This window comes from uncultured Lacinutrix sp. (genome assembly GCF_947500605.1).
GTDB lineage: Bacteria > Bacteroidota > Bacteroidia > Flavobacteriales > Flavobacteriaceae > Lacinutrix.
The window spans coordinates 31,220-44,851 of sequence record NZ_CANMSJ010000006.1 but is presented as its reverse complement, the minus strand read 5'-3'; the positions used below and the strand labels follow the sequence as shown (position 1 = coordinate 44,851).

Below are 13,632 nucleotides of genomic sequence, written 5' to 3'. Positions count from 1 at the left end.
TAAAAGTGAAGTTTTTTTTTATTTAAACGCAAGTTTTATTTCTAAGTAGCATCTAAATAGAAAACAAACAAAATAATAAACCTTTTTTTATGAAAAACATTTTTAAAATCACACTAGTTTTTGCTTTAATAGCTATCTCTATAGCTTGTACTAGCGACGACAATAATTCAGATTCAGACGATTGTACACCAACAACTTGGTATCAAGATTTAGATGGAGATGGTTTAGGTAATGCTGCCGTTTCGCAGAGTTCTTGCGACCAGCCATCTGGTTATGTAGCAGATAATACAGATACAGATGATAGTGCTAACACAAATACATTACACGAAGCATTTGCAGATTTTGATGCAAATAACTTAGATATAGCACTTAGTGGAGATAATGTTGTTATCCAAACAAACGGTTTACCAAACCATACATCACCATATTGGTCTAACACAACGTCAAGAACAGCAACAGATCCCATGGGTAATACCATTACAACGGTTTCAAGTTCTAATCACGAAAACTGGATAGAGCCAATAGTTACTACTAACGAGCAAATGGCTCCTGGAAATATAGACGATTTTAATGGTTCTTATAGCTTAACAGTATCTGCAAACCCACAATTAGCATCAAGTTCTAGCGCAACAGGATTAGGAGCAATTGGTATTGCAGTATCTGGAGCAATGATATATAATGATGAAGAAGGGCCAAATGTACCTTTAGATGACGCCGTTGGTTCTTTAGATTATACAGCAGCTCACACAGGACCACAAAGTTACCATTACCATTTAGAAACAAAAGCTTGGTCTGAAGACGATGATGAGTTAATTGGTATAATAGCAGATGGTTTCTTTATCTACGGAAGAAAATGTAACTCTACAGGAACGTATCCTACAGATTTAGATGCTTCAGGTGGGCATACAAGTACTACGCAGCATACAACAACAGCAGAGTATCACTATCATATTCAAAACGAATTATATTTAAATTCATATTATATTTTATTCCCAGGTGATTATCAAGGAACTCCAAGTAACATTCAGTAAGCTATTTTTAGCATTAAGCGTTGTCTTATTTTTTTCTTGTGAACACAAGGAAAAGGATAATAATGCCATAAATTATACTGATAATGATAGTGTTTTAATAGAGGTATTAAAATCGGAATTAATTTCCAAACCAAATATTGGGCTCATTTATTATAGCAATGAGCCCTTTACTGGTATTTCAGTTTTAAATTATCCTAACGGAGTTAAAGCTGAAGAAATTTTTTATACTGAAGGTAAAAAACAAGGAAGCTTTAAGAAATGGTATGTGGATGGAACGTTAAGTTTTGAGTCTTTTTATAAAAACGGATTGCAAAACGGAACAACAAAGAGCTGGTGGAAAGATGGTAAAATTAGATCTGAAGCAAACCACATAAAAGGTAAAGTTAATGGTGTCCAAAAACAATGGTATAAAGGAGGCACACTGTTTAAAGAAATAAATATTGTAAACGGAAAAGAAGAAGGTTTGCAACGTGCTTGGAGAAGAAACGGAAAGATATATAATAATTATGAAGCTAAAAACGGACGAATTTTTGGCTTAAAAAGAGCAGGATTGTGTTATGAATTGGAAGAAGAAGTTGTACAAACAACAAAATTATAGTTTACTACTTTTTGTTTTCGTGTTAATTGTAAGTTGTAACAATAAGGCAGAGAAAACAAGTAGAGTAGCAAGTTTGCCATTCTATGAAGACTCAACATTTACTCCACATTGGTTAGATGCAGGTAGTAATGAGGTAAAAGAATTTCATAAAATACCAGACTATTCTCTAACCAATCAAGAAGGAGAAACAGTAACCTCTCAAACATTTAAAGATAAAATTTATGTAGCAGATTTTTTCTTTACAACCTGTCCAGGAATTTGCCCAAAAATGACAGCTAACATGTCTGTTTTACAAGAAGAATTTAAAGATGATGACGAAATTTTATTATTATCGCACTCAGTAACTCCAAAAATAGATTCTGTTGCAACTTTAAAAGATTATGCAATTGCTAAAAATGTAAATAGTAGTAAATGGCATTTAGTAACTGGAGAACGTAAAACAATTTACGATTTAGGAAGACAAGCCTATTTTGTAGAAGAAGATTTAGGAGAGCCAAAAACAGAAGACGACTTCCTACACACCGAAAACTTTGTGCTTATAGATAAAAACAAACATATTCGTGGTATCTATAATGGACTTAATAAAACATCTGTACAGCAATTAATAACAGATATAAAAACTTTAAAAAAAGAGAACTAACTATTTTTTTTTAAATTCCTTTGCTAAAGCTTCACGATTATGTCGTGAAGCTTTTTTACTTTTATAGAAATTAAGAAAATCAAAAGAACAAATGAAAAAGTTTTTAATTACTCTAAGTATAGCACTATCATTATTTTCATGTAAAAAAGATGAAGTAAAAAAAGAAGTTGTTTTTATGCCAAGAGATATTAGCGAAGTAGAGATAGGTCTATTGCTTAAAGATTCTACTTTAAATGTTAGAGCTATAGAATTGGTTAATGGTTATGAGGGATTGTTTTTCTTAACTTCTACAGGTAAAGGAGGAATGATAGGAGAAGACGAAATTGTTTTTCCAATTGAGATAGATAATGATAATGAAAAATTAAATTTTAGAGCTTTTGCGAGTACTAGTGAGGCTGGTTTTGCTCTATCTATAGCAAGTCCTGCTTATTTATATAAAATAGGAGAAAACGAAACTTCAATTGTCTATCAAGAAGACCATGAAAAAGCATTTTACGATGCTATGGCTTTCTGGAACGATAAAGAAGGTATTGCTATTGGTGATCCAACAGATAGTTGTTTAAGTATTATTATAACTAGAGATGGTGGAAACACATGGAATAAGCTGTCTTGCGATATACTACCAGAAGCTATAAAAGATGAAGCAGCCTTTGCAGCAAGTGATACAAATATTGCTATTGTAGGAGACGAAACTTGGGTAGCAACTGGAGGAGGAGCAAGTCGTATTTTGTATTCTCCAAATAAAGGTGAAACTTGGGAGGTTTTTAATACTCCAATCGTACAAGGTAATGGACCACAAGGTATGTATAGTTTAGATTTTTACGATAATAAAAACGGATTTGCTATTGGAGGAGATTATACAAAACCTGCAGATAGTTCTGCAAATAAAATAAGAACTGCAGATGGTGGTAAAACGTGGCAGTTGGTTGCTCAAAATCAAAATCCTAGTTATAGAAGTTGTGTACAGTATATTCCTGGAAGAGAGGCTAAAGAATTAGTTGCCATAGGTTTTAAAGGTGTAGACTATTCTAACGATGCAGGAGATTCTTGGAAGCATTTAAGCGACGAAGGTTTTTATACACTTCGTTTTGTAAATGACAGTGTTGCTTATGCAGCAGGAAATAAAAGGATAGCAAAGCTTACTTTTAGATAGAAATAAAACATAAAAAAACAGCCATTGGCTGTTTTTTTATGTTTTATTTCTGCTTTATTTTAGATTAATCTTTGCGATGTCTTTCTTTAAACTCTTTTATCATTTTATATCTAAAAGTGCGTTCGGCATTTATAAGAGTTAATATTTTTTTTGAAGATAAAATAGCACTTAAATCGTTGTAATATTTTTTTTCGATTTTGTATTTAGACTCTTCTATTTCGTATATTTTATTTAATAAATCTTTAGCTTCAGCTTCTGTTATTTTAGAACCTGGCTTACATAATTCCTCTGTTTTGTTCTTTGCATAGTTATCTCTAAGTTTGTGGCGTGCTTCATCATTAGCATTATAAATTGGCCAAAAAGCTTGAGCTTCTTTTGTTGTTAGGTCTAATTGCTCTGTAATATGAGCAATTTTTAAAGCTTTTATTTTTTCTTTATCAGGCTTTTGTGCATGGCTATTTATGGAGAATAGTAAAGCAAAAAGTGGAATAAAAAGTAATTTTAATGTTTTCATTTTTATATGTGTTTTTTATCATGTAAAATGCATTTATAACAGCAGTTTACTTAGTGTGTTAATTATTCTAAAAATAAGTCGTCTACAACTATAGTTTCTAAATAACTGTCTAGCGTTTCTTCACTTAATGTGTATTCTATAAAATTAGTTTCACTTAATTCGTTGTCTTGAAATAGTGTGGTTAAATCACCTGTTTCAGTTTCATCTATTATATAATTGTCTACTGTGGTTATATCTAAATCGTTAAATGATAATGGCGAATTTTTAAAAACATTTAAACTAAAAAATAATACTAATGACGCAGCAATGCTAGAAACTAGCAATATATTTTTCTTCGAGAAAATAGAGATAACTTTTGTTTCTTTTTTTACAGAAACAGTAAAATTATCTAAGTAACCTTCGGGTGTTTTAAAACCAGAATCGCTAACTAAATTTTTAAGTTTAGCTTCAGATAAAATGGAGTCTTCTAATCCTTCAAAATAATTTTGAGGAATTTTAAATCCTGAACCTTTAATGCTATGTAAGTTTTCGTTTTTCATATTTCGTTCTCACAAAAGTGGGAATTTTATTTCTTTAATATTAAGACTGTAAAAATCTTAAATAGTTTAATTGTTAGTTAAATAGGCTTCAATTTTTTTTGTTGCTATGTGATAAGAAGCTTTTAATGCGCCTTCACTAGTGTCTAAAATTTCAGACATATCTTTGTATTTAATGTCTTGAAAATACTTCATATTAAAAACTAACTGTTGCTTTTCTGGCAATGTAGCAATTGCTTTTTGAAGCTTAAGCTGTATAGCATCTCCTTCAAAATAAACATCAGATTCCATATTATTTATGGCTAAATCTTTAGCTTCTTCATTAGTAATCTGTAACCGCTTTGCGTTCTTGTTAATTAGTGTAATTGCTTCGTTTGTTGCAATCCTATATAGCCAAGAATAGAGTTTACTATCGCCTTTAAAACCATCAATACTCTTATAAACTTTAATAAATGTGTTTTGAAGCACATCATCTGCATCGTCATGAGATTTTACAATACTTCTTATATGCCAATACAAACGCTCTTTATATTGCGTTATAAGTTCTCTAAAGGCAGCATCTTTATTGCCTTTAGCTTGTAGTTGAGATATAAGTTCTGTTTCTGTTGTCACTAAATCTATTTTCTTTTAGACTTCTAAAGTTTAATATGGTTTAATGTAAATGTAATATTCTTTTAAAAATATTCTCTTTTTGTAGTTTGTTTTTTGAAGAGATATTGATTGAATTTTGTTTGGATACTCTAAAACCCGATTAAAAGACGTCTTTAAACGATTAAAGTGTGAATTGTTTGGATATTAACTATTTATGTCCTAAATTTATTACAGAAAATAATACTTATGTTTTATGCATAGAACGAAAAAAGGATAAACGTAATGTTTATCCTTTTTCTATTTGTGTTGATCTTGAAGCTACTCAAAGCTTTGCATATCTACTAGTTTTTTATAGATTCCGTTTAAAGCAATAAGTTCGTCGTGTTTACCTTGCTCTGCAATTTCTCCTCTGCTCATAACAATTATATTATCTGCATTTTGAATAGTAGAAAGTCTATGCGCAATAACAATAGAGGTCCTGTTTTTCATCATGTTTTCTAAAGCTACTTGAACTAGGCGTTCGCTTTCTGTGTCTAAGGCTGAGGTTGCTTCGTCTAAAATCATGATTGGAGGATTTTTTAAAACAGCTCTTGCGATACTTAAACGTTGTTTTTGTCCACCAGAAAAGTTGTTTCCTGCATCTCCTACATTTGTTTCTATACCATCCGGTAAGTCTTTTATAAACTCCCATGCGTTGGCAATTTTTAAAGATTCAATTATTTGTTGTTCAGTAGCATTTTCTTTTCCTATTAATAAGTTGTTTTTAATAGTGTCGTTGAATAAGATAGAATCTTGTGTTACGAGACCTAATAAATCTCGTAGAGAATGAATATCTAAGTCTTTAATATTAATATTATCTATTAAAATATTACCTTCATTTACATCGTAAAAGCGTGTTAGTAAATTTGCTATTGTACTTTTTCCGCTTCCAGATTGTCCAACTAGAGCAACTGTTTTGCCTTTTGGCACTTTTATACTAAAGTTTTTGAGTACGTTTTCTTTTTCATATCTAAAATTGATATTATTTACGTCTATACTATCAGTAAAATCGGTTTTAATAATAGCATTGGTTTTAGATGCAATAGTATCTTCTTGTTCTAAAATTTCGAAAACACGTTCTGCTGCAGCCAAACCATTTTTTACAGAATAGGATGCTTTAGATATTGCTTTTGCAGGTGTTAAAATATTATAGGCTAATAATAGATAAACCAAGAATAATTCACCTTCTAAAGTTTTGTCTACAAGTACTAAGTTTCCACCATACCAAAGTAGTGTTGCAATAGTAACGATACCCATAAATTCACTCATTGGTGAAGCTAGATTATTTTTATTACCAATACTATTAGATAGTTTTAATAAACGATTTACAGAACTATTAAATTTTGTTTTAAAATTAGATTCAGCATTATAGCTTTTAACTACTTTAAGACCTGTAATACTTTCTTCGACAATAGAAATTAATTTTCCAGATTCTTCTTGCGCTCGTGTAGATTTAGATTTTAAGTTTTTACCAATTCTAGAGATTATAAAACCTGATATTGGAATAAAAATAAAAACAAATAAAGTAAGTTCTAAACTAATTTTTAACATAGCATAGATGGCGAACATAATTGTAAGTGGTTCACGAACTATAAGTTCTAAAATGACAAAAAAGGAATTTTGTACCTGACTAATGTCTCCCAACATTCTAGCCATTATATCACCTTTAGTACGTTTAGAGTAAAACGGAATAGGTAAACTAATAATTTTAGCAAACATTGTTTTTCGTAAATCGCTTAAAACACCATTTTTTAAAAACATCATATGTAGTGATGCTAAATAATTAAATAAGTTTTTTAATAAAAACGTTGTGATTACTAAGCCTACAGCTAATAATAATGAGTATTCTGGACCATAAGTTTCTTGTAAGCTAGAAATATGATAAAAGAAATATTCTTTAGAATAAGTGCCAATATTCCAAATATCTGTATAAACAGGCTCCTTAATTACTGCAACTACATCGTCTGTTTTCTTTTGAAATAATACTTCTAAAAGCGGAAACATTGTAATTAAAGATAGTGTGCTAAAGAATGCGTATAGTACATTAAAGATTATATTCCATACAATATTAGACCTGTATGGTTTTGTATAAGGAATTATTTTTTTTAAGTTCTTATCCATTTATTTTAATTTCATTTTTTACTCTTTATAGTGGGTAGTAATTGAAACAATATTATTTTCTTCTAATTAAGTTCTTTTAATATTTTAGTTCCATAGCCTAAATCTTGATTTTCTAAATAAACTGAGTGCAACTCGTTATTTAAAATATCATAGGTATAAATCCCGTTATTTGTAAATCCATTTACATCATTATCTTCTACAATGGTAAAGTCTAAAAATTTATCTTCAGTATTTTTAAATCCATTTCCAGATGGGTTTAAAAAACCTAATGTATTGCTAGAAATATCTGTCAAATCACCTGTTGTTAAATCTATAAGCGCAAGTTTAGCTTCAATTTGAGATGGGTTTTTATATAAACCGTATAGTTGGTTGTTATGTTTAAAGACTTTATGTAGTGGATTATTAAAAGTTTGCGATACTATTGTATTGTCTTGTAGATTTATGCTTTTTACTGTTCCATTGTTAGATGATATATACCAAGTGTTATTAGAGATAAATGTTGAACGTATTAAGTCCAAATCGAAACTAAAATTAGAATTTATAAGAGCTTCTGTTTCTGGATTAAATGTATATAAATAGTATGGAAAATTTCCATTTCCTATGTCGTCTCCGGCGAATAATAAATATAATAAACCATCAGTAGTGTTAAAATTGGAAGTTACTATTGCAGGAAAATTTGTGTTGGTTAATTCTGGTATGTTAGAATAATTATTTGTTGTCGTTTCTAGTAATTGAGTATTTATATTATATTCTAGTATTCTATATTCTGATAAAGACCAATCTGTAATGTATAATATGTCATCAGAAAAATCGATTAAGTTTAAATTTCCTTGACTCCAAAAATCGAAATCTATAGTGTCAAGAAGATTACTTCTTCCAGAACCAGTAAATACTTCATGTAATTTTCCTAATGGAGAAAAAGCAAGAATTTTCGAATCTTCAAGTATTTCAAAATTTCCAACAGTAATATTTTCATTATTTGTGTTTAATGTAATTGTATAATTTCCAGCTGGAGCATTGGGTACAGTTATTGAAATTTGGGTAGTTGTTATATTAATAATATTTGCTAATACATTATTAAAGCTTACGGTGTTATTAGTAATAGACGCATCAAAGTTTACACCTGAAATAGTAACAATTTCTTCAGGATAACCTTGTGTAGGAGTGTAAGAGTTAACTGTTACTTGGTCCACAACAAGTGGGTCTGTTATAACTGGTTTAGTTTCATCTTTGCTACAGGCAGTTATTAAAAGTAGAAAAAACAGAATACTTAAAAACTTAATATTATTCATAGGTATTATTTTAATTTCATGTCTTTTAAAATAGCATCAATTTTACTTTCCAATTGTTGTTCCGTTGTTTTAAAAGCAGACACATTGTCTAATGTTGTATTTACGCTAATGTAAAATTTAATTTTAGGCTCTGTACCACTTGGTCTTAAGGCAATTTTACTGCCATCTTCTGTGTAATAAATTAAAACATTAGATTTTGGAACATCTAAAATATATTCTTCCTGACTTTGAATGTTTTTTGCAATAGAAGACTGATAATCTTCTATTAAAACTATTTTTTCACCGTTTACATTTTTCAATGGATTCTCACGAGCATCAACCATCATTTGTTTTATCTCTTGAGCACCTTCAATCCCTTTTTTAGTAATAGAAATTAAACGCTCCTTGTATAAACCATGATCTATATATAGTTTAATTAACTCTTGGTAAACACTACTGCCTTTGGCTTTTGCTTGTGCCGCAATTTCGCAAGCTAGTAGAGTAGAGGTAACAGCATCTTTATCGCGAACAAAATCGCCAACCATAAACCCGAAACTTTCTTCACCACCACCAATAAAGTCTTGCTCTGGAAAGTCTTTTATCATTTTAGCAATCCATTTAAAACCGGTTAAACCAATTTTAGATTCAACATTATAAGATTCTGCTAAAACACTCATCATTGGAGTCGATACAATAGTACTAGCAATAAATTGATTGCCGTTAATTTTGTTCTCACTCTGCCATTGTTTTAATAAGAAATCCGTCATTAATAACATCGCTTGATTTCCGTTTAAAATAACAAGCTCGTTATCTAGGTCTCTAACAACAACACCTAATCTATCGCAATCTGGATCTGTGCCAATTACAATATCTGCATCTGTTTTAGTGGCTAATTCCATTGCCATTTTTAAAGCTTCTGGCTCTTCTGGATTTGGAGAGACTACAGTTGGAAAATCGCCATTAGGTTCGCGTTGTTCTTCAACTATATTAACATTAGTGTAGCCTGCACGGTTTAATGTTTCTGGCACTGCAGTAATAGATGTACCATGGAGTGAGGTAAATACAATGTTTAATTTTTCTCTCGCTTCCGCGGAAGTATTAAAGCTTCCGTTTTTAACAGATGCATTAATAAAAACATCATCTACTTCTTTACCTATATAATGGATTAGATTTTCGTTGGCTTCAAATTTAATTTCAGCATAATCTAATTTATTAATAACATTTATTATTTCTCCATCTTGAGGTGGAACTAATTGTCCGCCATCTTGCCAATATACTTTATAACCGTTATATTCTGGAGGATTGTGCGATGCTGTTAAAACAATACCACAATGGCAGTTTAAGTGCTTTAAAGCGAACGAAAGTTCTGGAGTAGCACGAAGGTCTTCAAATAAAAACACTTCGATATTATTAGCCGAAAATACATTAGCAACAACCTTTGCTAAAGATTTACTATTATGTCTACAATCGAAAGCAATTGCAACTTTTAATGTTTCGTTAGGAAACACTTTGTACATATAATCGCTTAAGCCTTGCGTGTTTTTTCCTAAGGTATATTTATTAATTCTATTGGTACCAATACCCATTACACCGCGCATACCTCCAGTACCAAATTCTAAATCTTTATAAAAAGATTCTTTTAGCTCTTTAGGGTTTGTACCTATAAGATCTTTTATATGTAATTGAGTGTCCTTATCGAAAGCAGGTGTTAGCCATGCATTAACTCTCTTTAGTAATTCTGGTTCTATATGTATCATAGTTGTAAATTAATAGAATGTAAAAGTAAGTATTATAAAAAGTTGTAAACGGAGTATTAGTTTGGAGTTTTTGTCTTTAGGTTCAATTCTTCCTTAACTAAGTAACGTTTTTTATTTTGCTTCGAGCGTAAAATAATTTCACCTAAAAATCCAGCAATAAAAAATTGAGTGCCAATAATCATGGTTACTAAAGCAATATAAAATTGAGGTCTTTGTGTAATTAGTCTTGCCGTTTTATGAAAAAACAGTTTATCGATACCTAAGTAAACCGAAAACACAAAACCAATAGCAAACATAATAACACCTAATGCACCAAATAAATGCATTGGTCTTTTGCCAAAACGAGAGATAAACCAAATGGTAATTAAATCTAGAAAGCCATTAATAAAGCGTTCAATACCAAATTTTGTTTCACCGTATTTTCTTGCTTGGTGTTGTACTACTTGCTCTCCAATTTTTGTAAAACCAGCATTTTTAGCAAGTACAGGAATGTAACGGTGCATCTCACCATTAACATCAATATGTTTAACAACAACATTTTTGTAGGCTTTTAAACCGCAATTAAAATCGTTAAGTTTAACACCAGATGTTTTTCTAGCAGCCCAATTAAAGAGTTTAGATGGTAGGTTTTTGGTAAGTTTATTATCGTAACGTTTCTTTTTCCATCCGGAAACAAGATCGAAATTCTCTTTAATAATCTTGTTGTAAAGCGAAGGTATTTCTTCTGGATTATCCTGTAAATCGGCATCCATTGTAACAATAACATCACCTTGTGCTTTTTCAAAACCAGCATGTAATGCTTGAGATTTACCAAAGTTTTTTAAAAACCGAATACCTTTTACGTTAGCATTTGTTTTAGAAAGTGCGTCTATAGTTTTCCAAGAACCATCTGTAGAGCCATCGTCTATAAAGAGTATTTCATAAGAAAAACGATTGGATTGCATAACTTTAGCAATCCAATCGTGTAATTCTGTAATTGATTCTTGTTCGTTAAGTAGTGGTATGACTACAGATATATCCATGTATTATTTTGAAAATTGTTACTTCAAATATAAAACTATTCTACTGTTTCTGGGTTTTTTTAAGAATTAAAGCAATTATAAGTCCTATAATACTATAAAAGATAATATAACCAATTAGTGAAGTGAATACATTTCCAATAGAAAATAAGTTCCCTTGTTTTTCTGAAGCTTCTACCATAAGAGCAATTGTCTCCTCTGGTTGGTTAAAGTTTCTTAACATTTCTACTTGAGAATCTAAAGCTAATTCTTTTAGTTGTACAGCAGCTTCAGGGTCTACAAAATTAAAAATTACAAATGAAATTAATGAACTTATTACTATTCCAATAAGTACTGTAATGAAGTACGATGTAAAGGCTTCTTTAAAAGAAATAAATCCATTTTGTATTTTTTTAGATTTAATTAATGAAATAATACCTAATGTTATAGTAATAACAAAAAGAACTACTCCTAAAATTACACTTGTAAATAATTCTAGTTTAATAGCATATACTAATATTGTAGCTAATGCTAGAATACCTCCGAGGTATAAACCGTAATTAATTGCTGATGATTTTGTTGTAGTTTCCATATTTTTGTAGTTTATTAGTTTGTTATATTTAGTTAGTAGCCAAAGATAAAAAAACGTTACAGAAATAAGTTTAAATTATTTTTTTTAAAAAATAGTGTGTGTTTGCAAAAAATGATTAAATTTGCACCTCGAATTTAGAATACAATTAAAGCATAAAGCGATGAAAAAAGGTATACATCCAGAAAATTATAGACTAGTAGCATTTAAAGATATGTCTAACGAAGACGTATTTTTAACAAAATCTACAGCAAATACAAGTGAAACTATCGAGGTAGATGGTGTTGAGTATCCAGTAGTTAAAATGGAGATCTCTAGAACGTCTCACCCATTTTACACAGGTAAATCTAAATTAATTGATACAGCAGGACGTATTGATAAATTCAAAAACAAATACGCTAAATTTAAAAAATAATTTGGCCTACAGCATATTAAAAAGCCTTTCATATAAAATGAAAGGCTTTTTTGTTTTCTACAATTATGTTATTTTTGTTATAACCTTAAGTTTTTAGAGGTTTACTAATACAACTCTAAGCTTTAAACTATAAAATTTAAAATGAATTACATTCTCTTTGACGGTCCAGCAAGAAATCAATTATTACCATTTACTTATACAAGACCAGTTGCAGATATTAGAGTAGGTATTTTAACCATTCGCGAAAAATGGGAAAAGCATTTACTAGCTACTACAACAACAGTAACAGAAGATTATTTGTCTGAGAAATGGCCAATGGTGGAGCTAGAAGCTAATGTAATGATTAATGCGTCTTTTTTACCAACAGAAACTTTAGTTGATAAAATTAAGAGCCTAAAAAAGAATGAAGCGATCTTTAAAGATGAAGAAGTTATTGCTTTTTATACAGAAGAAGATCAAGAAGATATAGATTTAGAAACATTTGGTGCTATTGAGTATAACGAAGATGTTATTACAATAGAACATACTTGGGATATCTTTTCTAAAAATGGCGAAGCTATTGCGCAGGATTTCGAATTACTTACTAAGGATAGAGAATCACAGCCAATACCAAAATCTAATAATATAATTGCTCCAGAAAATATTTTTATTGAAGAAGGTGCAAAGCTTGAATTTGCAACACTAAATGCAAGTACAGGTCCTATTTATATAGGTAAAGATGCAGAAATTATGGAAGGCAGTGTGGTTCGTGGACCGCTAGCTTTGTGTGATAATGCAACTTTAAAGTTGGCTACAAAAATTTATGGAGCAACTACTATTGGTCCGCATAGTAAAGTAGGTGGAGAGGTTAATAATTCTGTTTTATTTGGCTATTCAAATAAAGGACATGATGGTTTTTTAGGAAATTCTGTAATAGGAGAGTGGTGTAATTTAGGTGCAGATACAAATAATTCTAACCTTAAAAATAATTATGCCGAAGTAAGACTTTGGGATTATGATACAGAAGGTTTTGCTAAAACAGGATTGCAATTTTGTGGCTTAATGATGGGAGACCATAGTAAATGTGGTATTAATACTATGTTTAATACAGGTACAGTTATAGGTGTTAATGCTAATATTTTTGGAAGTGGTTTTCCTCGAAATTTTGTACCAAGTTACAGTTGGGGAGGAAGCAGTGGTTTTACTACTTATTTAACTAAAAAAGCTTTCGAGGTTTGTAAAGTTGTAATGTCTAGAAGAGGACTTGAGTTTACAGAAGCAGATCAATCTATTCTAGAACATGTTTTTGAAGAAACCAAAAGATTTAGAAGAGAGTAAAATTATTTTAATACTTGGTAATGAGCTATTAAAGATTTTTTTTGTAAGTCTTTAATTGTTAA

General features: G+C 30.3%; 14 protein-coding genes. 6 read left to right on the top strand and 8 right to left on the bottom strand.

Going from position 1 to position 13,632, the window contains the following annotated elements; genetic code table 11:
* Positions 1-89: 89 nt before the first annotated feature.
* From Q0935_RS09990 to Q0935_RS09975, 4 genes are all read left to right on the top strand, one after another.
* Positions 90-1,031 (top strand): YHYH protein, encoded by a 942-nt coding sequence (locus Q0935_RS09990; RefSeq protein WP_299385467.1) that lies wholly within the window; start codon positions 90-92, stop codon positions 1,029-1,031.
* Positions 997-1,629: a toxin-antitoxin system YwqK family antitoxin gene (locus Q0935_RS09985; protein ID WP_299385464.1), complete on the top strand. Its 633-nt coding sequence runs from the start codon at positions 997-999 to the stop codon at positions 1,627-1,629. The genes Q0935_RS09990 and Q0935_RS09985 overlap by 35 nt, the downstream gene beginning before the upstream one ends.
* Positions 1,589-2,269 (top strand): SCO family protein, encoded by a 681-nt coding sequence (locus Q0935_RS09980; protein ID WP_299385462.1) that lies wholly within the window; start codon positions 1,589-1,591, stop codon positions 2,267-2,269. Before Q0935_RS09985 ends, Q0935_RS09980 begins: the two co-directional genes overlap by 41 nt.
* 91 nt (positions 2,270-2,360) lie before the next feature.
* Positions 2,361-3,422, top strand: coding sequence for an oxidoreductase (locus tag Q0935_RS09975; RefSeq protein WP_299385460.1), 1,062 nt, complete (start codon positions 2,361-2,363; stop codon positions 3,420-3,422).
* A gap of 64 nt (positions 3,423-3,486) precedes the next feature.
* Here the strand turns inward: Q0935_RS09975 and Q0935_RS09970 are convergent, their stop codons facing one another.
* From Q0935_RS09970 to Q0935_RS09935, 8 genes are all read right to left on the bottom strand, one after another.
* Positions 3,487-3,936, bottom strand: a complete 450-nt coding sequence (locus tag Q0935_RS09970) for a sensor of ECF-type sigma factor (protein WP_299385458.1) — start codon at positions 3,934-3,936, stop codon at positions 3,487-3,489.
* Positions 3,937-3,998: 62 nt separating this feature from the next.
* Positions 3,999-4,475, bottom strand: coding sequence for a hypothetical protein (locus Q0935_RS09965; RefSeq protein ID WP_299385455.1), 477 nt, complete (start codon positions 4,473-4,475; stop codon positions 3,999-4,001).
* A 66-nt stretch (positions 4,476-4,541) separates the two neighbouring features.
* Positions 4,542-5,084, bottom strand: a complete 543-nt coding sequence (locus tag Q0935_RS09960; protein WP_299252585.1) for an RNA polymerase sigma factor — start codon at positions 5,082-5,084, stop codon at positions 4,542-4,544.
* Positions 5,085-5,381: 297 nt separating this feature from the next.
* Positions 5,382-7,223 carry an ABC transporter ATP-binding protein gene (locus Q0935_RS09955; protein ID WP_299252588.1) on the bottom strand — a complete coding sequence of 614 codons (1,842 nt, stop codon included), beginning with the start codon at positions 7,221-7,223 and terminating at the stop codon, positions 5,382-5,384.
* Positions 7,224-7,285: 62 nt separating this feature from the next.
* Positions 7,286-8,515 (bottom strand): IPT/TIG domain-containing protein, encoded by a 1,230-nt coding sequence (locus Q0935_RS09950; protein WP_299385452.1) that lies wholly within the window; start codon positions 8,513-8,515, stop codon positions 7,286-7,288.
* 5 nt (positions 8,516-8,520) lie between these two features.
* Positions 8,521-10,251, bottom strand: coding sequence for a phospho-sugar mutase (locus Q0935_RS09945; protein ID WP_299385449.1), 1,731 nt, complete (start codon positions 10,249-10,251; stop codon positions 8,521-8,523).
* A gap of 56 nt (positions 10,252-10,307) precedes the next feature.
* Complete coding sequence (locus Q0935_RS09940; RefSeq protein WP_299252597.1) at positions 10,308-11,273, bottom strand: glycosyltransferase family 2 protein; 966 nt, start codon at positions 11,271-11,273, stop codon at positions 10,308-10,310.
* Positions 11,274-11,313: 40 nt separating this feature from the next.
* Positions 11,314-11,841 carry a DUF4199 domain-containing protein gene (locus tag Q0935_RS09935; protein WP_299385447.1) on the bottom strand — a complete coding sequence of 176 codons (528 nt, stop codon included), beginning with the start codon at positions 11,839-11,841 and terminating at the stop codon, positions 11,314-11,316.
* A 160-nt stretch (positions 11,842-12,001) separates the two neighbouring features.
* On the opposite strand from Q0935_RS09935, the gene Q0935_RS09930 reads away from it, so the two are divergent.
* Together Q0935_RS09930 and Q0935_RS09925 are read left to right on the top strand one after the other, a co-directional pair.
* Positions 12,002-12,253, top strand: coding sequence for a type B 50S ribosomal protein L31 (locus Q0935_RS09930; protein ID WP_299252603.1), 252 nt, complete (start codon positions 12,002-12,004; stop codon positions 12,251-12,253).
* 141 nt (positions 12,254-12,394) lie between these two features.
* Entirely contained in the window at positions 12,395-13,570 is a 1,176-nt protein-coding gene (locus tag Q0935_RS09925; protein ID WP_299385445.1) for a GlmU family protein, read from the top strand.
* Positions 13,571-13,632 lie beyond the last annotated feature (62 nt).

Coding starts and splice junctions, on each gene's coding strand:
- Q0935_RS09990 (WP_299385467.1), top strand. CDS start 90: ATGAAAAACATTTTTAAAATCACACTAGTTTTTGCTTTAATAGCTATC.
- Q0935_RS09980 (WP_299385462.1), top strand. CDS start 1,589: ATGAATTGGAAGAAGAAGTTGTACAAACAACAAAATTATAGTTTACTA.
- Q0935_RS09975 (WP_299385460.1), top strand. CDS start 2,361: ATGAAAAAGTTTTTAATTACTCTAAGTATAGCACTATCATTATTTTCA.
- Q0935_RS09970 (WP_299385458.1), bottom strand. CDS start 3,936: ATGAAAACATTAAAATTACTTTTTATTCCACTTTTTGCTTTACTATTC.
- Q0935_RS09965 (WP_299385455.1), bottom strand. CDS start 4,475: ATGAAAAACGAAAACTTACATAGCATTAAAGGTTCAGGATTTAAAATT.
- Q0935_RS09955 (WP_299252588.1), bottom strand. CDS start 7,223: ATGGATAAGAACTTAAAAAAAATAATTCCTTATACAAAACCATACAGG.
- Q0935_RS09950 (WP_299385452.1), bottom strand. CDS start 8,515: ATGAATAATATTAAGTTTTTAAGTATTCTGTTTTTTCTACTTTTAATA.
- Q0935_RS09945 (WP_299385449.1), bottom strand. CDS start 10,251: ATGATACATATAGAACCAGAATTACTAAAGAGAGTTAATGCATGGCTA.
- Q0935_RS09940 (WP_299252597.1), bottom strand. CDS start 11,273: ATGGATATATCTGTAGTCATACCACTACTTAACGAACAAGAATCAATT.
- Q0935_RS09935 (WP_299385447.1), bottom strand. CDS start 11,841: ATGGAAACTACAACAAAATCATCAGCAATTAATTACGGTTTATACCTC.
- Q0935_RS09930 (WP_299252603.1), top strand. CDS start 12,002: ATGAAAAAAGGTATACATCCAGAAAATTATAGACTAGTAGCATTTAAA.
- Q0935_RS09925 (WP_299385445.1), top strand. CDS start 12,395: ATGAATTACATTCTCTTTGACGGTCCAGCAAGAAATCAATTATTACCA.